21 protein-coding genes are annotated in these 23,111 nt (G+C 53.7%); 10 read left to right on the top strand and 11 right to left on the bottom strand.

Features of this window, described 5'->3' with window-relative positions; all coding sequences use genetic code 11:
• Positions 1-13 precede the first annotated feature (13 nt).
• The 5 genes from OLG56_RS16050 to hemH all read left to right on the top strand — a co-directional run bounded on the left by OLG56_RS16050 (position 14) and on the right by hemH (position 5,009).
• Complete coding sequence (locus OLG56_RS16050; RefSeq protein ID WP_000467098.1) at positions 14-343, top strand: YbaB/EbfC family nucleoid-associated protein; 330 nt, start codon at positions 14-16, stop codon at positions 341-343.
• Positions 343-948, top strand: coding sequence for a recombination mediator RecR (recR, locus tag OLG56_RS16045; RefSeq protein WP_001195023.1), 606 nt, complete (start codon positions 343-345; stop codon positions 946-948). The genes OLG56_RS16050 and recR overlap by 1 nt, the downstream gene beginning before the upstream one ends.
• Before the next feature lie 110 nt (positions 949-1,058).
• A complete protein-coding gene (gene htpG, locus OLG56_RS16040; RefSeq protein WP_001523272.1) occupies positions 1,059-2,933 on the top strand; it encodes a molecular chaperone HtpG in 1,875 nt (624 codons plus the stop codon).
• A gap of 241 nt (positions 2,934-3,174) precedes the next feature.
• A complete protein-coding gene (gene adk, locus OLG56_RS16035; protein ID WP_001220237.1) occupies positions 3,175-3,819 on the top strand; it encodes an adenylate kinase in 645 nt (214 codons plus the stop codon).
• Positions 3,820-4,046: 227 nt separating this feature from the next.
• Positions 4,047-5,009, top strand: a complete 963-nt coding sequence (gene hemH / locus OLG56_RS16030) for a ferrochelatase (RefSeq protein WP_001250078.1) — start codon at positions 4,047-4,049, stop codon at positions 5,007-5,009.
• Here the strand turns inward: hemH and aes are convergent.
• Positions 5,006-5,977 carry an acetyl esterase gene (gene aes / locus OLG56_RS16025; protein ID WP_000801786.1) on the bottom strand — a complete coding sequence of 324 codons (972 nt, stop codon included), beginning with the start codon at positions 5,975-5,977 and terminating at the stop codon, positions 5,006-5,008. The genes hemH and aes overlap by 4 nt on opposite strands.
• A 152-nt stretch (positions 5,978-6,129) precedes the next feature.
• On the opposite strand from aes, the gene gsk reads away from it, so the two are divergent.
• Entirely contained in the window at positions 6,130-7,434 is a 1,305-nt protein-coding gene (gene gsk, locus OLG56_RS16020) for an inosine/guanosine kinase (protein ID WP_000671593.1), read from the top strand.
• Positions 7,435-7,482: 48 nt separating this feature from the next.
• Here the strand turns inward: gsk and ybaL are convergent, their stop codons facing one another.
• Together ybaL and OLG56_RS16010 are read right to left on the bottom strand one after the other, a co-directional pair.
• Positions 7,483-9,159, bottom strand: coding sequence for a YbaL family putative K(+) efflux transporter (gene ybaL, locus OLG56_RS16015; RefSeq protein ID WP_000546202.1), 1,677 nt, complete (start codon positions 9,157-9,159; stop codon positions 7,483-7,485).
• A gap of 214 nt (positions 9,160-9,373) precedes the next feature.
• Complete coding sequence (locus OLG56_RS16010; RefSeq protein WP_001251593.1) at positions 9,374-10,594, bottom strand: MFS transporter; 1,221 nt, start codon at positions 10,592-10,594, stop codon at positions 9,374-9,376.
• 172 nt (positions 10,595-10,766) lie between these two features.
• Here OLG56_RS16010 and ushA point away from each other — a divergent pair, with 172 nt between their 5' ends.
• Positions 10,767-12,419: a bifunctional UDP-sugar hydrolase/5'-nucleotidase UshA gene (ushA, locus tag OLG56_RS16005; protein WP_001602962.1), complete on the top strand. Its 1,653-nt coding sequence runs from the start codon at positions 10,767-10,769 to the stop codon at positions 12,417-12,419.
• A 116-nt stretch (positions 12,420-12,535) separates the two neighbouring features.
• Here the strand turns inward: ushA and ybaK are convergent, their stop codons facing one another.
• The 4 genes from ybaK to copA all read right to left on the bottom strand — a co-directional run bounded on the left by ybaK (position 12,536) and on the right by copA (position 17,705).
• Positions 12,536-13,015 carry a Cys-tRNA(Pro)/Cys-tRNA(Cys) deacylase YbaK gene (ybaK, locus tag OLG56_RS16000; RefSeq protein WP_000186618.1) on the bottom strand — a complete coding sequence of 160 codons (480 nt, stop codon included), beginning with the start codon at positions 13,013-13,015 and terminating at the stop codon, positions 12,536-12,538.
• Between the two features lie 201 nt (positions 13,016-13,216).
• Entirely contained in the window at positions 13,217-14,011 is a 795-nt protein-coding gene (locus OLG56_RS15995) for a TraB/GumN family protein (protein WP_000421861.1), read from the bottom strand.
• Positions 14,012-14,096: 85 nt separating this feature from the next.
• Positions 14,097-14,924: a lysozyme inhibitor LprI family protein gene (locus OLG56_RS15990; protein ID WP_000488560.1), complete on the bottom strand. Its 828-nt coding sequence runs from the start codon at positions 14,922-14,924 to the stop codon at positions 14,097-14,099.
• Positions 14,925-15,203: 279 nt separating this feature from the next.
• Positions 15,204-17,705 carry a copper-exporting P-type ATPase CopA gene (gene copA / locus OLG56_RS15985; protein ID WP_000083913.1) on the bottom strand — a complete coding sequence of 834 codons (2,502 nt, stop codon included), beginning with the start codon at positions 17,703-17,705 and terminating at the stop codon, positions 15,204-15,206.
• 109 nt (positions 17,706-17,814) lie between these two features.
• On the opposite strand from copA, the gene cueR reads away from it, so the two are divergent.
• A complete protein-coding gene (cueR, locus tag OLG56_RS15980) occupies positions 17,815-18,231 on the top strand; it encodes a Cu(I)-responsive transcriptional regulator (protein WP_001026760.1) in 417 nt (138 codons plus the stop codon).
• Here cueR and OLG56_RS15975 read toward each other — a convergent pair whose 3' ends face one another.
• Together OLG56_RS15975 and OLG56_RS15970 are read right to left on the bottom strand one after the other, a co-directional pair.
• Positions 18,232-18,684, bottom strand: coding sequence for an NfeD family protein (locus OLG56_RS15975; RefSeq protein WP_000561177.1), 453 nt, complete (start codon positions 18,682-18,684; stop codon positions 18,232-18,234).
• Positions 18,681-19,598 (bottom strand): SPFH domain-containing protein, encoded by a 918-nt coding sequence (locus tag OLG56_RS15970; protein ID WP_000906146.1) that lies wholly within the window; start codon positions 19,596-19,598, stop codon positions 18,681-18,683. Before OLG56_RS15970 ends, OLG56_RS15975 begins: the two co-directional genes overlap by 4 nt.
• A gap of 146 nt (positions 19,599-19,744) precedes the next feature.
• Between OLG56_RS15970 and fetA the strand changes: the two genes are divergently transcribed.
• Positions 19,745-20,422: an iron efflux ABC transporter ATP-binding subunit FetA gene (gene fetA, locus OLG56_RS15965; RefSeq protein WP_000140186.1), complete on the top strand. Its 678-nt coding sequence runs from the start codon at positions 19,745-19,747 to the stop codon at positions 20,420-20,422.
• Positions 20,409-21,188 (top strand): iron efflux ABC transporter permease subunit FetB, encoded by a 780-nt coding sequence (fetB, locus tag OLG56_RS15960; RefSeq protein ID WP_001002130.1) that lies wholly within the window; start codon positions 20,409-20,411, stop codon positions 21,186-21,188. The genes fetA and fetB overlap by 14 nt, the downstream gene beginning before the upstream one ends.
• An 85-nt stretch (positions 21,189-21,273) precedes the next feature.
• Here fetB and cnoX read toward each other — a convergent pair whose 3' ends face one another.
• Both cnoX and OLG56_RS15950 read right to left on the bottom strand, forming a co-directional pair.
• Positions 21,274-22,128, bottom strand: coding sequence for a chaperedoxin (gene cnoX / locus OLG56_RS15955; RefSeq protein ID WP_000116062.1), 855 nt, complete (start codon positions 22,126-22,128; stop codon positions 21,274-21,276).
• 59 nt (positions 22,129-22,187) lie between these two features.
• Complete coding sequence (locus tag OLG56_RS15950) at positions 22,188-22,958, bottom strand: SDR family oxidoreductase (protein ID WP_001172801.1); 771 nt, start codon at positions 22,956-22,958, stop codon at positions 22,188-22,190.
• Positions 22,959-23,111 lie beyond the last annotated feature (153 nt).

Genomic DNA, 23,111 nt, shown 5'->3' with positions numbered 1-23,111 from the left:
AGAGAGAGAGCTTATGTTTGGAAAAGGCGGTCTGGGCAATCTGATGAAGCAGGCCCAGCAGATGCAGGAAAAAATGCAGAAAATGCAGGAAGAGATTGCGCAGCTGGAAGTGACCGGCGAATCCGGCGCGGGTCTGGTGAAGGTTACCATCAACGGCGCGCATAACTGCCGCCGCGTGGAAATTGACCCAAGCCTGCTGGAAGATGACAAAGAGATGCTGGAGGATCTGGTCGCTGCGGCCTTCAACGATGCGGCGCGCCGCATTGAAGAGACGCAAAAAGAGAAGATGGCCTCCGTCTCTTCCGGTATGCAACTGCCGCCAGGCTTTAAGATGCCATTCTGATGCAAACCAGTCCGCTGTTAACTCAGCTTATGGAAGCGTTGCGCTGCCTTCCGGGCGTCGGCCCTAAGTCGGCGCAGCGGATGGCGTTTACCCTGTTGCAGCGCGATCGCAGCGGCGGAATGCGCCTGGCGCAGGCGCTGACCCGGGCGATGTCGGAAATTGGCCACTGCGCCGACTGCCGCACCTTTACCGAGCAGGATGTTTGTAATATCTGTTCGAACCCGCGGCGTCAGGAAAACGGCCAGATTTGCGTGGTGGAGAGTCCTGCGGATATCTACGCCATTGAGCAGACCGGGCAATTTTCCGGGCGGTATTTCGTGCTGATGGGCCACCTGTCGCCGCTGGACGGCATCGGGCCGGATGATATCGGTCTCGATCGTCTGGAACAGCGGCTGGCGTCAGAAAAAATCAGCGAGCTGATCCTCGCGACCAACCCGACGGTTGAAGGGGAGGCTACCGCGAACTATATTGCCGAGCTGTGCGCGGAGGCCGGCGTCGAAGCCAGTCGTATCGCCCACGGCGTGCCGGTTGGCGGCGAACTGGAGATGGTCGACGGTACGACGCTGTCCCACTCGCTGGCGGGACGCCATAAGATTATTTTCTGAACAAACGGAGGCGGCATTCGCGGCCTCCGCTTGAAATCACACCCGCTTGTCCCCATCTCACCCTCAACGTATTTTTACCATTAAAAATGGCATTGTTGAGGTCTATCCACATGAAAGGACAAGAAACGCGTGGTTTTCAGTCAGAAGTTAAACAGCTTCTGCACCTGATGATCCATTCTCTTTATTCCAATAAAGAAATCTTCCTGCGTGAACTCATCTCTAACGCCTCAGATGCGGCGGATAAGCTGCGTTTCCGCGCTCTGTCAAACCCGGACCTGTATGAAGGAGATGGCGAGCTGCGTGTGCGCGTCTCTTTCGATAAAGATAAGCGTACGTTGACCATTGCCGATAACGGCGTGGGGATGAATCGTGATGAGGTGATTGACCACTTAGGCACCATTGCCAAGTCCGGCACCAAATCTTTCCTCGAATCAATGGGGTCCGATCAGGCGAAAGATAGCCAGCTCATCGGTCAGTTTGGCGTAGGCTTCTATTCCGCGTTTATTGTGGCCGATAAAGTGACCGTACGTACTCGTGCGGCAGGCGACAAGCCGGAAAATGGCGTGTTCTGGGAATCGGCAGGCGAAGGCGAATACACCGTTGCCGATATCACCAAAAATGACCGTGGTACGGAAATCACCTTACACCTGCGTGAAGGCGAAGATGAATTCCTCGATGACTGGCGCGTACGCTCGATTATCAGTAAATATTCCGATCACATCGCATTGCCGGTAGAGATTGAAAAACGGGAAGAAAAAGACGGCGAAACCGTGATTTCCTGGGAGAAAATCAACAAGGCCCAGGCGCTGTGGACCCGTAACAAGTCGGAAATTAAAGACGACGAGTACAACGAGTTTTACAAGCACATCGCGCATGATTTCACCGATCCGCTGACCTGGAGCCACAACCGCGTGGAAGGTAAGCAGGAGTACACTAGCCTGCTGTATATCCCGTCGCAGGCGCCGTGGGATCTGTGGAACCGCGATCACAAACATGGTCTGAAGCTTTACGTACAGCGCGTATTCATTATGGACGATGCCGAGCAGTTCATGCCGAACTATCTGCGTTTCGTGCGCGGCCTGATTGATTCTAACGACCTGCCGTTGAACGTCTCCCGTGAAATCCTGCAGGACAGCACGGTAACGCGTAATCTGCGCAGCGCCCTGACCAAACGCGTTCTGCAAATGCTGGAAAAACTGGCGAAAGACGACGCGGAAAAATACCAAACCTTCTGGAAACAGTTCGGTCTGGTGTTGAAAGAAGGCCCGGCGGAAGATCACGCCAACCAGGAAGCGATCGCCAAACTGTTGCGCTTTGCCTCCACCCATACCGACTCTTCCGCCCAGACCGTGTCGCTGGAAGATTACGTCTCCCGGATGAAAGAAGGGCAGGAAAAAATCTACTACATCACCGCAGACAGCTATGCGGCGGCGAAAAACAGCCCGCACCTGGAACTGCTGCGTAAGAAAGGCATCGAAGTGCTGCTGCTCTCCGATCGCATCGATGAGTGGATGATGAACTACCTGACCGAGTTTGACGGTAAAGCATTCCAGTCGGTCGCTAAAGCCGATGAGTCCATCGAAAAACTGGCAGATGAAGTCGACGAAAACGCGAAAGAAGCGGAAAAGGCGCTTGAGCCGTTCGTGGAGCGTGTCAAAACCCTGCTGGGCGATCGCGTGAAAGAGGTGCGTCTGACGCACCGTTTAACCGACACGCCGGCGATTGTCACCACCGATGCGGATGAAATGAGCACCCAGATGGCGAAACTGTTCGCCGCGGCCGGTCAGTCCGTGCCGGAAGTGAAATACATCTTTGAGCTCAACCCGGATCATGTGCTGGTCAAACGCACTGCCGATACCGAGGATGAAGCGCAGTTTAAAGAGTGGGTCGAGCTGCTGCTGGATCAGGCGCTGTTCGCTGAACGCGGTACGCTGGAAGATCCGAACCAGTTTATCCGCCGTATGAACCAGTTGCTGGTGTCCTGATAACGCTCATCTGATTGCCGGATAGCGACGCGAAACGTCTTATCCGGCCTACGGACGAGTACTGTTTGTAGGCCGGATAAGCGCCAGCGCCATCCGGCATTTTTTATAATACCTTCTCTTTTCTGGATTTCTCTTCGTTAACCGTTTCAGCATCAGGCGGCTTCCTTGAGCGAAATGCGTGATGGTGGTATCGTTTAGCGCTTTTTAAAAAATATCGACAACCTTTGAGGGGATTTTCGTAATGCGTATTATTCTGCTTGGCGCTCCGGGCGCGGGTAAAGGAACTCAGGCTCAGTTCATCATGGAGAAATATGGTATTCCGCAAATCTCCACTGGCGATATGCTGCGCGCCGCAGTGAAATCAGGCTCCGAGTTGGGCAAACAGGCGAAAGATATCATGGACGCCGGTAAACTGGTGACCGATGAACTGGTGATTGCGCTGGTTAAAGAGCGTATCGCCCAGGAAGACTGCCGTAACGGTTTTCTGCTGGACGGTTTCCCGCGCACGATCCCGCAGGCTGACGCGATGAAAGAAGCGGGTATTGTCGTGGATTACGTGCTGGAATTCGACGTACCGGACGAACTGATCGTTGACCGTATTGTGGGTCGTCGCGTACACGCCGCCTCTGGCCGCGTTTACCACGTAAAGTTTAATCCGCCGAAAGTGGAAGGCAAAGATGACGTCACCGGCGAAGATCTGACCACCCGTAAAGACGATCAGGAAGAGACCGTTCGCAAACGTCTGGTGGAATATCATCAGATGACCGCGCCGCTGATTGGCTACTACCAGAAAGAAGCGGAAGCGGGCAACACCAAATACGCTAAAGTTGATGGTACGCAGGCCGTTGCCGACGTGCGCGCAGCGCTGGAAAAAATCCTCGGTTAATTTTTTCGCGTAGTGAACCGCTTATCAGGCCTGCCATTATCCCGCAGGCCTGATAAGCGTAACGCCATCAGGCAATCGGTGCCGGATGCGGCCTGAACGCCTTATCCGGCCTACTGGCATCGTTAGCGCCATTCGGCAAATTCTCGTCTTACCTCTCGCAGCAATTAGTTCTTCTTTATCACTTTTCCGCTACAATTATCAACAATTTGAATAGATAAGAGGCGGCAATGCGTCAGACGAAAACCGGTATCCTGCTGGCTAACCTTGGCACGCCAGATGCCCCAACTCCCGAAGCGGTAAAGCGCTACCTGAAACAATTTTTAAGCGACAGACGCGTGGTGGATACTCCTCGTCTGCTGTGGTGGCCGCTGCTGCGTGGCGTTATTTTACCGCTGCGTTCGCCGCGCGTCGCGAAACTCTATCAATCTATCTGGATGGATGGCGGTTCGCCGCTCATGGTATATAGCCGCGAACAGCAACAGGCGCTGGCCGCGCGGCTGCCAGACACGCCCGTCGCGCTGGGGATGAGCTACGGCTCGCCCTCGCTGGAAAGCGCTGTCGATGAACTGTTAGCAAGCGACGTCGACCATATCGTCGTGCTGCCGTTGTACCCGCAATACTCTTGCTCAACGGTGGGCGCAGTCTGGGACGAACTGGGGCGGATACTGGCGCGTAAACGTCGTATTCCCGGTATCTCATTTATTCGCGATTACGCGGATGACGGCGCTTATATCGATGCGCTGGCGAAAAGCGCGCGTGAGTCGTTCGCCAGACACGGCGAGCCGGATGTGCTTCTGCTCTCCTATCACGGCATTCCACAACGTTATGCGGATGAAGGCGATGACTACCCGCAGCGCTGTCGCGATACCACGCGTGAACTGGTTTCCGCATTGGGACTGCCGCCGGAAAAGGTAATGATGACGTTCCAGTCGCGCTTTGGCCGTGAACCGTGGCTGACGCCGTACACCGATGAAACGCTAAAAATGTTGGGTGAAAAGGGGACTGGCCATATTCAGGTCATGTGTCCGGGATTTGCCGCGGATTGTCTGGAGACGCTGGAAGAGATAGCGGAACAGAATCGCGAGATCTTCCTTGAAGCGGGCGGCAAAAAATATGCGTACATTCCGGCGCTGAACGCGACGCCGGAACATATTGATATGATGCTGAAACTCACGGCGCCGTACCGTTAACGCGGCGTCTTCATCCTCGCCATAAAGAAGCGTGCGCCGTCCTGCAAGGCATCGTCGGCGATTGTCATCATTCGCGAATAGTGCAGAAAGGCGTGCAGCGTGCCGGGATACATTTTGTATTCGCAGGGCTGCTGGTGCGCCTGTAATGTCTGGTGCAGCAAGCGGCTGTCATCAATGAGCGGATCAAACTCCGCGCTGGCAATAAAGCAGGGCGGCACATCGCGCGTGAGATCGTTATTAAACAGACAATACCAGGGCGATTCCCGATCTTCATCGTTACGCAGATAGGCCTTTTCGTACATGTCCAGATCTTCACGCGTCAGGCCGTCCCACGCGCCGCCGAACAGACGGCGGCTTACCGAATCCTGCAACCCATACAGCCCATACCACAACAGAATCGCGATAACGTTACCGCAGCGAATGTGCTTATCACGTAGCCAGAGCGCGCTGGCAAGCGCCAGCATGGCGCCTGCGGAATCCCCGGCGAAACCGATTTTCTCCACATTGAGCGAGTATTCATCGGCATGTTGAGAGAAGTAGCTGCATACCGCGACGGTTTCTTCAATGGCCTGCGGATAACGCGCTTGCGGCGACAGCGAATAATCAATACCGATCACGGTGCAGCCGGTATAACGCGCCAGCAGACGCATTATCCGGTCATGCGTATCCAGATTACCGAGGATAAATCCGCCGCCGTGCAGATAGTATAAGGTGGCCTGACTGGTCGGCTGCGGCGAGTAGAGCCGGGTTGTTACATCGCCATAAGGCGTAGGGACGGCGCAGGTGCGGGTGGTCATGGACGGCGCGTCGGCATTCCAGAAACGGCGCTCAAGAAGATAATACTGACGCTGGGTCTCAATATCGCCATCGGCAGGCCAGGGGGGAAGGCCTGGTTGCTGGAAGTTTACGACGGCTGTCATTTCGTCTGACAGTCGGGTGAGTACGGGAATTTTATTTTCCGGCTTCATAAAACGCTCCTTGTGAAAGTGAACCATTGTAAAAAACGCGGCTGGAGAAACTGCGATCTCGTCGTCCGATATTGAAACGCCATCGTCCGTCGCGCGCAGCGGGGGGAATGTGCTACCATGCAGCGCTCCGTTATTCATCCGTAAGCACAATCATGAAATTTCCCGGTAAACGTAAATCCAAACACTATTTTCCCGTCAATGCGCGTGACCCGTTGTTGCAACAAATTCAGCCAGAACAGGAAACCAACGCCTCCTGGGTCGTCGGTATCGACCAGACGTTGGTGGATATTGAGGCGAAAGTGGATGACGATTTTATTACACGCTATGGATTAAGCGCCGGGCATTCTCTGGTGATAGAAGACGAGGTGGCGGAGAAGCTGTATCAGGAACTGACGCGGGAAAATCTGATCACCCATCAGTTTGCTGGCGGCACCATAGGCAATACGATGCATAATTACTCGGTACTGGCGGATGACCGTTCGGTGTTACTGGGCGTGATGTGCAGCAATATTGAGATTGGCAGCTACGCTTATCGCTACCTGTGTAATACTTCCAGCCGTACCGACCTGAATTATCTGCAAGCGGTAGATGGCCCGATTGGCCGCTGTTTCACGCTGATTGGCGAATCCGGCGAGCGTACCTTCGCTATCAGCCCCGGCCATATGAATCAGCTACGGGCGGAAAGTATTCCGGAAGCGGTGATCGCTGGCGCTTCCGCGCTGGTGTTGACCTCATATCTGGTGCGCTGTAAGCCTGGCGAACCGATGCCTGACGCGACGATGAAAGCGATCGAATACGCGAAAAAGCATAACGTGCCGGTTGTCATGACGCTGGGCACCAAATTTGTGATCGCCGATAATCCGCAGTGGTGGCAGGCGTTTCTCAAAGAGAATGTCTCGATTCTGGCAATGAATGAAGAAGAAGCGGAAGCGCTGACCGGCGAAAACGACCCGCTGCTGGCGGCGGATAAGGCGCTGGACTGGGTCGACCTGGTGTTATGCACCGCCGGGCCGATAGGGTTATATATGGCAGGCTTCACCGAAGAGGAAGCAAAACGTAAAACCCAGCATCCTCTGCTGCCGGGGGCTATTGCTGAATTTAACCAGTATGAATTTAGCCGGGCAATGCGCCATAAAGATTGTACTAATCCGCTGCGCGTTTATTCGCATATTGCGCCGTATATGGGCGGGCCGGAAAAAATCATGAACACCAACGGCGCGGGCGATGGCGCGCTGGCGGCGCTGCTGCACGATATTACGGCGAACAGTTACCATCGTAGCAACGTACCGAACTCCAGTAAGCACAAATTCACCTGGCTGACCTATTCGTCGCTGGCGCAGGTGTGTAAATATGCTAACCGTGTCAGTTATCAGGTACTGAACCAGCATTCTCCGCGTCTGACACGCGGGCTGCCGGAGCGTGAGGACAGCCTGGAAGAGTCGTACTGGGATCGCTAATCTGGCTTGCCCGATAGCGCTGCGCGCATCGGGCCGTCCGGCAAACCCTTAACTGGCGACGACTTCACCTGCGGGCGGCGTTTCAAGCAGTTCCAACATCGCCCGGGCAATTTCTCGCTCGCCCATCACTACCTGATTGGCTCCCCGCTCGGTAATATATTTCACTTCATCATCATAGTGCGCGCGGGCGATTATCTCGATATCAGGACTTTTTTCCCGCGCTGAGGCGACAATCTCGCCGGCTTCGTAACCGTTGGGGATGGTCAACAACAGCCAGCGGGCGCAGTCCAGATGCGCCAGATTCATGATTTCTTCGTTAGCGGCGTTGCCCAGCACGGCGCGAATCCCGCGTTCGCGCAGCTCATCCACGCGGGTACGGGACGTTTCGATAACCACCAGCGGAATCCCCGCCGCCAGTAATTTTTCTCCCAGCAGACTGCCTACGCGGCCAAAACCCACCAGCAGGGCATGATTACAGATATCCACCGGAATTTGCTTCTCTTCTTCGATAGCCTCTTCCAGAGTTTGCTCTTCCAGCGTTTCGGTTTTCGCCAGATACTTCTCCAGCAGGGTAAACAGTACGGGATTAAGCATAATCGACAAAATAGCGCCTGCCAGCACCAGGTTCTGTCCCGCTTGCGGCAGCAGGTTGAGCGCCATGCCGAGTCCGGCGAGAATAAAGGCGAACTCGCCGATTTGCGCCAGGCTGGCTGCAATGGTCAGCGCGGTTCGCGGCGAGTGGCCGAACATACGCACCAGGAAAAACGCAGCGATCGATTTACCAAAGACGATAATGGCAAGCGTCGCCAGCACCGCCAGCGGCTGTTGGATCAAGACTAACGGATCGAACAACATGCCGACGGAAACAAAAAACAGGACGGCAAAGGCGTCGCGCAGCGGCAACGTATCGTGCGCCGCCCGGTGACTCAGTTCCGACTCATTAAGCACCATTCCAGCGAAGAACGCGCCCAGCGCAAAAGAGACGTCAAACAGTTCTACCGCGCCAAACGCAATGCCTAACGCCAGGGCCAGTACGGAAAGGGTAAATAATTCGCGCGAGCCGGTGGCGGCGCTGCGGGCCATAATCCACGGCACCAGGCGGCGTCCGACCAGCATCATGATGGCGATAAACGCTACCACTTTACCAATGGTTATCCCCATATCGACTGCCAGCGAGGCTATGCCGACATCGCCTTTTTCCACCATGCCGGCAACGGCGGGCAGCAAGACCAGCGTCAGCACCATCACCAGATCTTCGACAATCAGCCAGCCGATGGCGATTTGCCCGCGCTGGCTATCAAGGAGTTGTCGCTCCTCAAGCGCGCGCAGCAGGACGACGGTACTGGCGGTAGACAGACAGAGCCCAAAAACGATGCCGGTCATTAATGACCATCCCAGCACGGCGGAAAGCGCCATACCCAGCAGCGTCGCCACCGCTATCTGAGCGACAGCGCCGGGAATGGCGATAGACTTTACCGCCATCAAATCCTTCAGCGAAAAATGCAGCCCGACGCCGAACATCAATAGAATCACGCCGAGCTCCGCCAGCTCCGGCGCCAGTTTGGTATCCGCAACAAAACCAGGGGTAAAAGGTCCCGCCAGAACGCCCGCTAACAGATATCCCACCAGTGGAGAAATACGCAATTTGTTGGCAATCATGCCGAGAATAAAAGCGAGCACAAGGCCGCCGACAATGGTGGTGATAAGCGGGGTAGCGTGATGCATTCCGTCTCCTTTGGTTGCTGGACTCCAAAACTCCGGGTAATAGTTTATGACAATTTCAATCAGGATGTTTATAAAAAATGGTTGTGTTTTATAAAAAGATACGATCTGAAGGCAAAAAGAGCACGGAACGTAAAAGTGATAAGTATGGGATGGACAAAGCAAGATGGCATCAGGATGTACAGGCGGTTAAAGCGTACCTTTAACCGCCATAAAATCACGCTTTATGTCGATTATCAGGTAAGAATATGGTCAGTATCCCCAGAAGCGGCAGGAAAGCACAGATTTTATAAACTAAATAGATACTGGTATGGTCGGCAATCAGCCCCAACACCGCTGCGCCCAGGCCTCCCATTCCGAAGGCAAACCCGAAAAACAGGCCGGAAACCATACCGATGCGTCCTGGCAGCAGCTCCTGGGCATACACCAGAATGGCGGAAAACGCCGACGCGAGAATAAAGCCGATAATCACCGTTAAAATCCCCGTCCAGTACAGCGTGGCGTAGGGTAAAACAAGGGTAAACGGCGCGACGCCGAGAATAGAGCCCCATATCACATATTTTCTGCCGATTTTATCGCCCACCGGCCCGCCGATTACCGTCCCGGCAGCCACCGCAAACAGGAAGGCAAACAGATGGAGCTGCGCGTTTTGTATTGATAATCCGAATTTTTGCATCAGATAAAAGGTGTAATAGCTACTGATGCTCGCCATATAAAAATATTTCGAGAAAATGAGTAGCAATAACACGCTGACCGCCAGCACGACTTTATTGCGCGGCAGCGGGTTAGCGATTATCGCTTTTGGCTTGCCTTTCGCTATCCGGTGCTGGGCTGCATACCAGCGGCTGATCTGCGCCAGCACCACGATCGCCAGCAGCGCGGCCAGCACAAACCAGGCGACATTCCCTTTGCCATAGGGCGCGATAATCACGGCGGCCAGCAGCGGGCCCAATGAACTGCCGAAGTTTCCGCCGACCTGGAAGATAGACTGCGCCAGACCATGACGTCCGCCGGAGGCCATGCGCGCCACGCGGGACGATTCCGGGTGAAAAACGGACGAGCCGGTACCCACCAGCGCCGCAGCGAGCAATACGCCGCCAAAACTTCCCGCCATTGCCAGCAGTACCAGCCCGCTCAGGGTAAAACACATGCCGACAGGCAGCGACCACGGCATGGGATACTTATCCGTCCAGTAGCCGACGACCGGTTGCAGTAGCGATGAGGCGAGCTGGAACGTCAGGGTGATCAAACCTATCTGGACGAAAGTCAGCGAAAACTCCGCCTGCAACAGGGGATAAATGGCTAAGATTAGCGACTGGATCATATCGTTCAGCAGATGGGAAAGACTGATCGCGCCCAAAATACCAAACGAAGTACGTGCTTTAGCGGCCGCTGCGGGCGCGCCGGCTAACGGCTGGGTTGGTTCACTCATGGCCATAGAAAGTCACTTAAATTTTATGCGATGTTGGAGATAGTAGGATGTGTAATTATTACTTGCCTAACATACCTGTGAAATGTGTTTGAAGGAAGTCTCAATTCTGAAAACATATTTGTCTATTATTGCAAGGAAAGGTAATTTCTGCGGTTGATATTGAGTCAGGGAGAGAAAGATGAAATTTTTGAAACGGGGTGTGGCGCTGGCGTTACTGGCGGCGTTCGCGCTGACGACTCAGCCTGCACAGGCTTACGAAAAAGATAAAACCTATAAAATTACTATCCTGCATACCAACGATCACCACGGTCACTTCTGGCGCAGCGAATATGGCGAATATGGTCTGGCGGCGCAAAAAACGCTGGTGGACAGTATCCGTAAAGAGGTGGCGCAAGAGGGGGGAAGCGTCCTGTTGTTATCCGGCGGCGACATTAATACCGGGGTGCCGGAATCCGATCTCCAGGATGCGGAGCCCGATTTCCGCGGGATGAATCTGATTCGCTACGACGCTATGGCCGTCGGTAATCATGAATTTGATAACCCGCTCACCGTATTGCGCCAGCAGGAAAAGTGGGCGAAGTTTCCCTTTCTTTCCGCCAATATTTATCAAAAAAGTACCGGCGAGCGTCTGTTTAAGCCGTGGGCTATTTTTATACGCCAGGATATAAAAATCGCGGTAATCGGCTTAACCACCGATGACACGGCGAAAATAGGCAACCCGGAATATTTCACTGATATTGAGTTTCGTAAACCTGCTGAAGAAGCAAAGGTGGTGATTCAGGAACTTAATATGAATGAAAAACCGGACGTGATTATCGCGACCACGCATATGGGACATTATGACAACGGCGATCACGGTTCGAATGCGCCGGGCGACGTTGAGATGGCGCGTAGCCTGCCTGCCGGTTCGCTGGCGATGATTGTGGGCGGTCACTCACAAGACCCGGTATGCATGGCGTCGGAAAATAAAAAACAGGTGAATTACGTACCGGGAACGCCCTGCGCGCCGGATAAGCAAAATGGCATCTGGATCGTGCAGGCGCATGAGTGGGGTAAATATGTGGGCCGCGCGGATTTCGAATTCCGTAACGGCGAGATGAAAATGGTTAACTACCAGCTTATTCCGGTAAATCTCAAGAAAAAAGTGACCTGGGATAACGGGAAAAGCGAGCGTGTACTTTACACGCCGGAAATCGCCGAAAATCCGCAAATGCTCTCGTTATTAACGCCGTTCCAGAATAAAGGTAAAGCGCAACTGGAGGTGAAAATTGGTAGCGTGAATGGCCTTCTTGAAGGCGATCGCAGTAAGGTCAGATTTGTCCAGACCAATATGGGACGGGTGATTCTGGCTGCGCAGATCGCGCGCACCGGTGCCGATTTTGGCGTGATGAGCGGCGGCGGTATTCGCGACTCGATTGAGGCGGGAGATATTACCTATAAAAGCGTGCTCAAGGTACAGCCATTCGGCAACATTGTGGTGTATGCCGATATGAGTGGCAAAGAGGTGGTTGATTATCTCACCGCCGTAGCGCAGATGAAGCCGGACTCCGGCGCCTATCCACAGTTCGCCAATGTGAGCTTTGTCGCCAAAGAGGGCAAGCTCACCGATCTGAAAATCAAAGGCGAGCCTGTTGATCCGGCCAAAACCTATCGCATGGCGACGCTGAGTTTCAACGCCACGGGCGGCGATGGTTATCCGCGCATCGATAACAAACCGGGATACGTGAATACCGGGTTTATTGACGCGGAAGTGCTGAAAGAGTTTATTCAGCAAAATTCACCGCTGGATGCGGCGGCGTTTACGCCAAAAGGCGAGGTGAGCTGGCTGTAGCGGTACGGATAGCCATTTCTGCCTGATGGCGCGCAGCCTTAAGGCCTACGGATTATGTCTGCTGTAGGCCGGATAAGGCGTTTGCGCCGCTATCCGGCAATGTATTTTACGCAGGCTTAATCCCGACGCGCGATATCAGCGAATTTAGCACCCAGTATGGCGGCCAAATCGTCAGCCGCCAGTTCAATATCCAGCCCGCGTTTACCACCGGAAACATAAATAGTGGCAAACGTGCGGGCTGGCGCGTCAATCAGCGTGGGCAGCCGTTTCTTCTGTCCCAGCGGACTGATCCCGCCGACCAGATATCCCGTGGTGCGTTGCGCCACCATCGGGTCGGCCATATCGACCTTTTTCGCGCCCAGAGCTTTGGCGACTTTTTTCAAATCCAGCTGCCCGGCTACAGGCGTCACGGCGACGGCCAGTTGCTTCATATCGCCATTCACGGCAACCAAAAGCGTTTTATACACCTGATCGGCGTTTAGCCCGAGCTTACGCACCACTTCATCGCCAAAGTTAGTTTCATTCGGATCGTGATCGTAGGTGTGAATGTTAAACGGAATCTTATTCTTTTCGAGTAACTTAACTGCGGGTGTCATAACGTTCCTTCTTACTACAGACGTGATTTGCCATCAGCATACGCCCGAAAGCGGACTAAAAAATAGTATAATCTTGTGCATTAGGTCTTGGCAGTTGCGGCAACTTTGAGCGACAATCTGAAGATCCGAAGCGAAAGCGTCGGGATAATAATAACGATGAAATTCCTCTTTGACGGGCCAATAGCGATATTGGCCATTTTTTTATTTCAATATTTGCGGTAGGTTGCCTTCGCCGTACAGATGTAGCGCCCCTACGGCTACCACGTAGCGTCCCGGCGGCAGTGCCAGCAGCGCGTCGCGCCAGGCTTCATTGCGTTTCACCATCAGTACATCATACAGCGGTTGGCTAAACGTTCTGGGGAGCGAAGCGCCGACGCTGGTCGGCGGCTGTTCAAGCCACCAGCCGATCATCACCTGCAAAAGCCGTGCGTTGGTGTGCCAGTGCGTCAGCGTGTCGTCGAGCAGCGCCATCCCGCCATCGGGCAGATCGCATAGTAGTTCGAGCTGGTGTTTCGCCCCTTCCAGCTCTTGCACCGGCAGCGACATTTCGCGGGCAGCCTGTAATAGCTGATAATCAATGCCATAGTCCGGGCGCAATCCCAGCCGTTGCGCCTGCGTGGCCTGTAGCACCATAGCTATCTGCCATAAAGGTTGATTATCAAAATGGATCAGCGGCATACCCAACTCGCTGACCCGTTTTTCCAGTGCGCTTAGCTGCCCGGCGCTGAGACGTTCGACCAACGGCGGGCATTTGGGGAGATTGCTGAATGGCGTTTCGTTACCAGAAATATCCGCTTCAACGACCAGCGCATCGGCCTGGCGTAGCTTTTTCACCAGCTTTGCTGGAAGAGGAGCCATATCGCGCGTCCCCATATGAATACTGCCAACCAGATGCAGATGACGACCGCCGGGCAGGGAGAGATCGATAGCAGGCCAACTATTTGGGGTACCACGCAGCGCGCGCCATAAACGTTTAAGTTGATTTAATAGCTCCATACGCGCTCCCTTTGAAAAAGCTCATGCTAGCGCGTTGGAGAAAAGGGCGCAATGCGCCCTGACGGGACGTCAACGATCGGTCGGGTTATTCGCTGCCGTCGAGATAGGCCGTTCTGGCGATGGTCATTTCAAGCTGGCATGTATAAATACTGATGCGCTTTTCAGCAGGTATGGCCTCGGATTTTGCATCGCTAAGTTTGCCGCACTGCTGCTCTTTTTTTGTCACCCAGACTCGCTGCTCTTGTTTTAATGCCGTTCGGGCAGAGGCGGGTAGTGAATTCCAGACCTGATTAAGCTCGCGATCTCTACTCTCAAATTTCTTTGCTGCGATTTCAATCAGTGAGCTATTTTTTTTCTTTATGAGGTTATCACCAGATACCGTCATTCTTGCCATTACATAAATAGACCACGTCAATTTATAAATTTTTTTCACAGGGGTGACGACAATATCTTTGTTGTTGTCAGCAAGCTGGATATTGTAGTTAACCTCTTTCCAGGTCATCGTATTATTTATTACCTGGCTGTTTTCTTGTGAAATATAGGATAGAGTATCTGGTAAGTCTTTCATTAATTTAAGAAATGGCTGAGGAATATCTATGGTGACGGTAGCCGAGCAAGTTCGTAGGTTAGCATTTTCTGGTTGAGGGTTCTGCGTTATTACATCACTGAATTGAACAGGAATAGCCCGGAGTTGCTGCTCGTACTGAGTCTGGGGGATATCGAAGAAAAGCGTGGAGGGCGCTTTAATATAGCTTTGCTGTAAACGACCTAATGCTTCATTATAGATCCACTCTTTTGCCGCCGTGACTGCATTATCGTTGCCACATTTTAACTCTGGAGTGGAATCAAATAACCCTGCATAACTAACTGCGGGAGAAAGCAGGAAAAGAAGCGTAACTGCTTTTCTAAACATAAATAACACATCCTTATGATTCAAAAAAAACATTATAAAATGTTGTTTTTTATTTTTCTACAGGATGTGCGGTTAAATTTTTATATATTGATACGGTAAATTACTGATGGCTTAATAATATATCAGGCAGCTAATGCTGCCTGATATATACCCTTCATACTTCAAGTTGCTTATGTGTTGGCTACGCTCGCTCACCCCAGTCACATAGTTATCTATGCTCCTGGGGACTCACTCCCTTGCCGCCTTTAAGCAACTCGAATTATTTTGGGTATAGACTTTTTACGCTTTCGGTTTAAAGCGCAATAGCCGGTTGGCATTGCTCACGACGGTAATGGAAGACAGCGCCATTGCCGCACCCGCTACTACCGGGTTTAACAAGGTACCGGTAAACGGCCACAGAATACCGGCGGCCACCGGGATACCAATGCTGTTGTAGATAAATGCGCCAAGCAGGTTTTGCTTCATATTGCGCAACGTCGCGCGCGAAATGGCCAGCGCATCCGCCACGCCCATCAGACTATGGCGCATCAGCGTAATCGCCGCGGTTTCAATCGCCACATCGCTGCCGCCGCCCATCGCGATACCGACGTCCGCCTGCGCCAGCGCGGGCGCATCGTTGATACCATCGCCGACCATCGCAACCTGACGACCCTGGCTTTGCAGACGTTTAATCGCATCGGCTTTGCCATCCGGCAGAACGCCCGCAATCACTTCATCAATACCCGCTTCTTTGGCAATCGCGTTAGCCGTCGTTGGGTTATCCCCGGTGAGCATTACCAGACGGTATCCGGCGTTGTGCAGGCGTTCAAGCGCGGCAATACTATCGCTGCGCAATGGATCGCGTACCGCCAGTAACGCCGCCGCTTTACCGTCAATCGCCAGCAGGACCGGAGTAGAGCCTTGCGAGGCCTGCGCGGTGATTTCCGCCGTCATATCATCCGTGGCGACGTGCTGTTCGTTCAGCAACGCCTGGTTCCCCAGAAGCAGTTGATGACCTTCTGCTTCACCGCTGACGCCCAGTCCGCGCAGCGTTCTGAAACCGTTCACCTGAGGCAGTTTATCGTCGCCGGCTTTTTCCAGAATCGCATGGGCCAGCGGGTGGCTGGAGCCTTGTTCGAGCGCGGCTGCCAGACGTAATGCCTGAGCTTCCTCAACGCCGTTAAAGGTTTTTACCGCCACCACTTGCGGCTTGCCTTCCGTCAGCGTCCCGGTTTTATCAAAAACGAGGGTATCCAACGTACTGGCGCGTTGCAGGGCATCGGCGTCGCGTACCAGCACGCCGAATTCGGCAGCGCGGCCTACGCCGGAAATAATCGACATTGGCGTCGCCAGGCCTAATGCGCAAGGGCAGGCGATAATCAGTACGGTGGTGGCGATGACCAGCGTATAAACAATTTGCGGCGCCGGTCCGAAGAAATACCAGATAGCGGCGCTGAACAGCGCAATGGCCACGACGACGGGAACGAATACCGCGGAGATTTTATCGGCCAGTTGGCCAATTTCCGGTTTACTGCTTTGCGCCTGGCGTACCATGCGAATAATGCGTGACAGCGTGGTATGACTGCCCACCGCACTGGCGCGGAACAGGACGCTGCCGTCCTGGACGACGGTGCCGGCATGAACGCTATCGCCTTCGCCTTTTTGCTGCGGAATGGGTTCGCCGGTCAGCATGGCTTCATCAAGCCACGCTTCGCCCTGGGTAATTTCGCCATCCACCGGCACGCGATCGCCGGTAGTGAGCCGCAACAGCATCCCTGGCTGAACGTCCGCCAACGGGACGCTTTTTTCGCCGTCTTCTGTCACGACGCGTGCGGTGGGCGGGGTGAGATCGAGTAATTTTTCCAGCGCTTTTGAGGAACGCTGACGGGCGCGCGCTTCCAGCATGTGTCCGAGATTAATCAGACCGATAATCATCGCGCTGGCTTCGTAATAGAGGTGCCGCGCTTCCATCGGGAACCACTGCGGCCACAGGTTGACGCTCATGGAGTAGAGCCAGGCGACCCCGGTGCCGAGCGCCACCAGCGTATCCATCGTCGCCGTGCCGTTCAGCAGGCTTTTCCACGCGTTACGGTAAAAATGACCGCCCGCAAAGACCATCACCGCAAGCGTGATCAGGCCAATAGCCAGCCACAGGCTGCGGTTGTCGCCGGTCACCATCATGTTATCGCCGATCATCCCCCAGACCATGACCGGTATACCGACCGCCAGAGCGACGATGGCCTGCCAGCGAAAACGTTTCATGGTGGCGATGGCGGTTTCCTGCTGGCGCTCGCGGCGTTTGATGTCATCTTCAATCGCCTCTGCGCCGTAGCCGGCTTTTTCCACCGCCTGCACTAAATCAGCGGCGGACGCGCTGCCCATCACCAGCGCAGTGCGTTCCGCCAGGTTTACCCGTGCCTGCGTGACGCCCGGTACGCTTTGTAGCGCATGTTGTACGCGGGTGACACAACTGGCGCAGCTCATGCCGCTTAACAGCAACTGTTGGCTTTCTTCATCGGCCGTCGCTACCGGAAGCTCATGAGGAACCGCTGCCAGTGCTTCCGACGGGATTGATGACTCCGTCAGCGGTTTAGCCTTTGGGTGGCTTAACGTCGCGCCATACCCGGCTTGTTTGATGGTTTCAATTAACGCGTCCGCACTGGCGGTACCGGTAACGTGCGCTTCGGTTACGGTAACGTCCGCCAGCTCAACATCCGGACGTTGTTCAAGACTTTCTTTCACGCGTTTAACGCAATGACCGCAGGACAAACCGTCCAGGGTCAGGTCGATAGTTTGAGACATAGTAAAAACTCCTTTATGATTGGTCATCAATTCATTGACCTTAGTAATCGTAGTGACTCACTGTGATAAAGGTTAAACCTTCCAGCAAGGTTAAGGTCAAGGGGGAAATATGAATATTAGCGATGTGGCGAAAAAAACCGGTTTAACCAGCAAAGCCATTCGGTTTTATGAAGAGAAAGGGCTGGTGACGCCGCCATTACGTAGCGAAAATGGTTATCGCACCTACACGCAGAAGCATTTAAACGAGCTGACGTTGCTGCGACAGGCGAGGCAGGTGGGGTTTAATCTGGAAGAGTGTGGCGAACTGGTCAATCTGTTTAACGATCCGCGACGCCATAGCGCAGATGTGAAAAAGCGGACGCTGGAAAAGGTCGCGGAGATCGAGCGCCATATCAGCGAGCTGCAATCAATGCGCGATCAACTGCTGGCGCTGGCGGAGAGTTGTCCCGGCGATGACAGCGCCGACTGCCCGATTATTGATAATCTTTCCGGCTGCTGTCATCACAAGGCGCAAAAGCCACGTTGATTAAACGGCGCGAATGCGTAAGGTGATGCCTTCCACGGCGATCACTTCGACATGCGTACCTGCGCGCAGGTCTTCGTCAGCGCATACCGGCCACGAGCTGTCGCCGACACGCATATGACCCCGTCCGTTCACTAACGCGGCATCAAGCATAAACCGGCGGCCTACCAGTTGTTGTCCGCGTTGGTTAAGGCGGCTGTCGGTCGGCTTTTGTTCCCGCACGCGACGCGCCAGCCAGCGCCACCAAAGCCAGGCCGCCAGTAACGTTAAGGCCGCAAACAGCACGCCCTGCCATTCCCAGCCGAGCGGTAAGAGCCAGACGGTTAAGCCGGTAATCACTGCCGCCACGCCGCTCCACAGCAAATAGCCGTTACCGCCGAGCATTTCCGCGGCCAACAACAGGCCGCCGAGGCTAAGCCAGAAGATATGCGGATGTACCAGAATCATCGCTATCATGCTTTTTTCCGTTCGCTGGCGCTGTCCTTAACCAGCTCGCTGATCCCGGCGATAGCGCCCATCAGACTGCTGGCATCCAGCGGCATCATGACCACTTTGCTGTTATTTGCCGAGCCGATTTGCTGTAACGCTTCGGTGTATTTCTGCGCCACGAAGTAGTTTATCGCCTGAATATCCCCGGCGGCGATGGCTTCAGACACCATCTGCGTAGCGCGGGCTTCCGCTTCGGCGGAACGTTCGCGGGCTTCCGCCTGCAGGAAAGCGGACTGACGTTCGCCTTCGGCTTTCAGAATCTGCGACTGTTTTTCCCCCTCGGCTTTCAGTATTTCCGCCTGACGTACCCCTTCGGCCTCAAGGATATAGGCGCGTTTGGTACGTTCCGCTTTCATCTGGGCGTTCATCGAGGAGATCAATTCCGCGGGCGGGCGGACATCGCGAATTTCGATACGGGTAACTTTAATTCCCCACGGATTGGTGGCTTCATCGACAATATGCAGCAGCCGCGTGTTGATGCTGTCGCGCTGGGAGAGCATTTCATCCAGCTCCATCGAACCGAGCACCGTACGGATATTGGTCATGGTCAGGTTAATGATCGCCAGTTCCAGGTTACTGACTTCATAAGCGGCGCGCGGCGCATCGATAACCTGAATAAAACAGACCGCATCGATAGTGACGTTGGCGTTATCTTTTGAGATCACCTCCTGCGACGGAATATCCAGCACTTGCTCCATCATATTGATCTTGCGGCCAATTCTGTCCATAAATGGTACAACAAGGCTTAATCCCGGCTGCAGGGTTTTGGTGTAACGTCCAAAGCGCTCCACCGTCCACTGGTATCCCTGCGGAACGATTTTGACGCCCGCGCCGACGATCACCAGCGCGACGAAAATGAGAATAGGGATAAGAATGAGCATAGCTAAACCTCCTGTTGCGTTGTCCATAAACCGATTTTGCTGACGAATTAAGCGAATTATACCTGATTCAGTAAAGCATGTTCCCCCCTTATTAATTACAGGGATACACTATCGCTATAAAAATATGAACAACGGATGCGCAATAAATGACAGAACGTAGCATGTTGCTTGAGTTAAAGCAGGTCGGTTACCGGACTGCGACGACAAAAATAGTGAATAACATCAGTTTTACGCTGCAACGCGGCGAATTTAAGTTAATTACCGGTCCTTCTGGCTGCGGAAAAAGTACGTTGTTGAAAATGGTGGCCTCGTTAATAAGCCCTGATATCGGCATGATTCTTTTTGAGGGGCAGGATATTACTACTCTGAGTCCGGAAGCCTATCGCCAGCAGGTTTCTTATTGCGCTCAGACGCCAGCGCTATTTGGCGATACGGTTTACGATAACCTGATTTTTCCCTGGCAAATTCGCCATCAGCGCCCGCAGCCGACAGCCTTCGCAGACGATCTGGCGCGTTTTGAACTGCCGGAGACGATTCTGCAAAAACCGATTGCCGCGCTTTCCGGCGGGGAAAAACAGCGTATTGCTCTAATTCGTAATCTACAGTTTCTGCCGAAAATACTGTTACTCGACGAAATAACCAGCGCGCTGGATGAACATAACAAACGGAATGTGAATGATATTATTCATCGCTATGTTCGCGATAAGCAGGTCGCTGTCTTGTGGGTAACGCATGATAAAGATGAAATTCAACACGCGGATAAGGTGATAACGTTAACGCCATCTGCCGGAGAGATGCAGGAGGCGCGTTATGAACGAGCATAATATTACCAATACCTCGCTGGCGTTATCGATGCTGCTGGTGGTGGTCGCGATGCTCATCAGTCACAAGGAAAAGCTGGCGCTGGAAAAAGATATTCTGTGGAGCGTATGCCGGGCGGTGATACAGCTCATTATTGTCGGCTATGTACTGAAATACATCTTTGGCGTTAATCATGCCGCCCTGACGCTGCTGATGGTGCTGTTCATCTGTTTTAACGCCGCCTGGAACGCGCAAAAGCGCAGTAAATATATCGATAAGGCATTTCTCTCCTCGTTTATCGCCATCACCGTCGGCGCCGGACTAACGCTGACGGTACTGGTGCTTACCGGTTCGATTGAATTTGCGCCGATGCAGGTGATTCCCATCGCTGGCATGGTCGCCGGTAATGCGATGGTAGCGGTAGGGCTGTGCTACAACCAACTGGGGCTACGTTTTCATAGCGAGCAGCAGCAAATACAGGAAAAGTTAAGTTTGGGCGCAACGCCGAAAATGGCCTCCGCCGGGCTTATCCGCGATAGCATCCGCGCATCGCTTATCCCGACGATCGACTCGGCAAAGACCGTTGGGCTGGTGAGCCTGCCGGGGATGATGTCCGGGCTGATTTTTGCCGGGATCGATCCGGTAAAAGCGATTAAATATCAAATTATGGTAACGTTTATGCTGTTGTCGACAGCCAGCCTGTCTACCATCATTGCCTGCTATTTAACCTACCGGAAGTTCTATAATTCGCGTCATCAGTTGGTAGTGATGCCGCTCAAGAAATCATGATAGTTGCCGGATGATGGCGCAAGCGCCTTATCCGGCCTGAGGACGACAGGTAGGCCAGATAAGCGCGCCATCAGGCAAGAGAGGATTAATACAGTAACGCGTACAACTGGCGGCGGTATTTCGACGCCAGCGCGTCGCCGGTGCCGAGCGCGGCAAGGATCTCCTGGAAGGTTTTGCGCGTCTGTCCCTCGGCGGCGGCAAGATCTTTTCTCAGATGGCTGAACAGCAATTCCAGCGCTTCTTCATTACGTCCGACCTGGTGCAACTGCAACGCCAGTTGCGTTGCCAAAGCCGCATCCTGCGGATTCTCCGCGACTTGCTGCTGAAGTTGCTGAATTTCCGGCGTATCCGCCGCCTGTTTAAGCAGTTCGATCTGCGCAACCAGCCCCTGATAACGGGTATCCTGATCCTGTAGCGGGATAGTTTTTAATACCGCTTCGGACTCTTCAGAGCGGTTCAGCGCAATTTGCGCTTCCGCCAGTAACAGGCCAATCTCACTGTTCTGCGAAGAGAGCTGCCAGGCGTCTTTGAGCAACGGCAGCGCGTCAATGTAGTTGCCCTCCTGCATTAACTGCATCGCTTGTTGCGCTTTTAGCTCTTCTTCACGCGGCAGTACTTTATCCAGCAGAGCGCGGATCGCCTCTTCCGGCTGCGGTCCCTGGAAACCATCGACCGGTTGGCCATTCTGGAACAGATAGACTGTCGGGATGGCGCGCAGACCAAACTGAGCGGCGATCATCTGTTCGGCGTCGCAGTCCAGCTTTGCCAGAATAAACTGACCGTGGTACTGGGCAGCCAGACTTTCCAGCACTGGCGTTAATTGCAGACAGTGTTGGCTGCGTTCAGACCAGAAATAGAACAGTACCGGCGTGGTCATGGACTGCTCTAAGGTCTGCTGCAGGTTGGATTCATTAATATTGACAATGTTCTGTACGGACATGGCGTCGCTCTCTTTTGTCTGTGTCACGTTTACATGGGGGCTGACGGGCGCGCTTCAACTCAGCTTTGTAAAATTTTATCCAGCATCCGGCCCGGCAATAGGCGTTTCAGCGCCATCACTGCCCAGGTGACCAGCGTAACGGGATAGCGCAGCTTGGGTTTATCGCTTGCAAAAGCATGACGTACTTTCGCTACTACCGCGTCAGGATCGCGGGTGAAACGTGCGGCGATGCCGGGATTTTCTACCGGTTTATCACGCTGCGTCTGGTTAACGTTATCCGTAAAACGGGTACGAATCGGCCCCGGTTCTATCAGGCTCACTTTAATGCCTGTGTGCCGTAGCTCCATACGTAGCGCGTCAGACCAGGCTTCGAGCGCATATTTGCTGGCGGCGTAAGCGCCGCGCCCTGGGGTGGAAATCAGCCCCATCACCGATGAGGTCATCACAATGCGTCCTTCGCCATGCGGCAACATGGCGGGAAGTAAGCGCATAGTAAGCTGATGCGCGCCGAAGAAATTACTGGAAAACTGTTGCTCCATCTGCTCACGGCTGATGGTGGAAAGGGGGCCATACACGCCGTAGCCGGCATTGTTAAAGATCCCATACAGACGATTATCGGTCAGGGCGATCACTTCATCGGCGGCACGATCCACGCTTTCAGGGGAGTCGAGATCGATCAACACGCCGGTAAATCCCATACTGTTCATCCGGGCGACATCATCAGGTTTGCGGCAGCCCGCCAGGATTTGAAAGCCCTGGCGTTTAAGTTCAAGCGCGCTATCCAGACCGATTCCGCTGGAACATCCTGTTATTAAGACCGATTTTTGCATAACTTTACCTGTCAGGATCTCCGTTGATTTAAGAGTCGTGGTTAACTATATCCGTCATACTTCAAGTTGCCTGTGCGTTCGTTTACTCCAGTCACATAGGTATCTATGCTCCTGGACATTCTCTTACGTGCCGCCTTCATGCAACTCGAATTA

The organism is Salmonella sp. 2018103 (assembly GCF_026247685.1).
Classification (GTDB): domain Bacteria; phylum Pseudomonadota; class Gammaproteobacteria; order Enterobacterales; family Enterobacteriaceae; genus Salmonella; species Salmonella enterica.
Note: the sequence above shows the minus strand (reverse complement) of the source record. Positions and strands in the feature narration are given on the sequence as shown.

Excerpts from the sequence above, each read along its gene's own strand:
- OLG56_RS16050 (WP_000467098.1), top strand. The coding sequence starts at position 14 with ATGTTTGGAAAAGGCGGTCTGGGCAATCTGATGAAGCAGGCCCAGCAG.
- recR (WP_001195023.1), top strand. The coding sequence starts at position 343 with ATGCAAACCAGTCCGCTGTTAACTCAGCTTATGGAAGCGTTGCGCTGC.
- htpG (WP_001523272.1), top strand. The coding sequence starts at position 1,059 with ATGAAAGGACAAGAAACGCGTGGTTTTCAGTCAGAAGTTAAACAGCTT.
- adk (WP_001220237.1), top strand. The coding sequence starts at position 3,175 with ATGCGTATTATTCTGCTTGGCGCTCCGGGCGCGGGTAAAGGAACTCAG.
- hemH (WP_001250078.1), top strand. The coding sequence starts at position 4,047 with ATGCGTCAGACGAAAACCGGTATCCTGCTGGCTAACCTTGGCACGCCA.
- aes (WP_000801786.1), bottom strand. The coding sequence starts at position 5,977 with ATGAAGCCGGAAAATAAAATTCCCGTACTCACCCGACTGTCAGACGAA.
- gsk (WP_000671593.1), top strand. The coding sequence starts at position 6,130 with ATGAAATTTCCCGGTAAACGTAAATCCAAACACTATTTTCCCGTCAAT.
- ybaL (WP_000546202.1), bottom strand. The coding sequence starts at position 9,159 with ATGCATCACGCTACCCCGCTTATCACCACCATTGTCGGCGGCCTTGTG.
- OLG56_RS16010 (WP_001251593.1), bottom strand. The coding sequence starts at position 10,594 with ATGGCCATGAGTGAACCAACCCAGCCGTTAGCCGGCGCGCCCGCAGCG.
- ushA (WP_001602962.1), top strand. The coding sequence starts at position 10,767 with ATGAAATTTTTGAAACGGGGTGTGGCGCTGGCGTTACTGGCGGCGTTC.
- ybaK (WP_000186618.1), bottom strand. The coding sequence starts at position 13,015 with ATGACACCCGCAGTTAAGTTACTCGAAAAGAATAAGATTCCGTTTAAC.
- OLG56_RS15995 (WP_000421861.1), bottom strand. The coding sequence starts at position 14,011 with ATGGAGCTATTAAATCAACTTAAACGTTTATGGCGCGCGCTGCGTGGT.
- OLG56_RS15990 (WP_000488560.1), bottom strand. The coding sequence starts at position 14,924 with ATGTTTAGAAAAGCAGTTACGCTTCTTTTCCTGCTTTCTCCCGCAGTT.
- copA (WP_000083913.1), bottom strand. The coding sequence starts at position 17,705 with ATGTCTCAAACTATCGACCTGACCCTGGACGGTTTGTCCTGCGGTCAT.
- cueR (WP_001026760.1), top strand. The coding sequence starts at position 17,815 with ATGAATATTAGCGATGTGGCGAAAAAAACCGGTTTAACCAGCAAAGCC.
- OLG56_RS15975 (WP_000561177.1), bottom strand. The coding sequence starts at position 18,684 with ATGATAGCGATGATTCTGGTACATCCGCATATCTTCTGGCTTAGCCTC.
- OLG56_RS15970 (WP_000906146.1), bottom strand. The coding sequence starts at position 19,598 with ATGCTCATTCTTATCCCTATTCTCATTTTCGTCGCGCTGGTGATCGTC.
- fetA (WP_000140186.1), top strand. The coding sequence starts at position 19,745 with ATGACAGAACGTAGCATGTTGCTTGAGTTAAAGCAGGTCGGTTACCGG.
- fetB (WP_001002130.1), top strand. The coding sequence starts at position 20,409 with ATGAACGAGCATAATATTACCAATACCTCGCTGGCGTTATCGATGCTG.
- cnoX (WP_000116062.1), bottom strand. The coding sequence starts at position 22,128 with ATGTCCGTACAGAACATTGTCAATATTAATGAATCCAACCTGCAGCAG.
- OLG56_RS15950 (WP_001172801.1), bottom strand. The coding sequence starts at position 22,958 with ATGCAAAAATCGGTCTTAATAACAGGATGTTCCAGCGGAATCGGTCTG.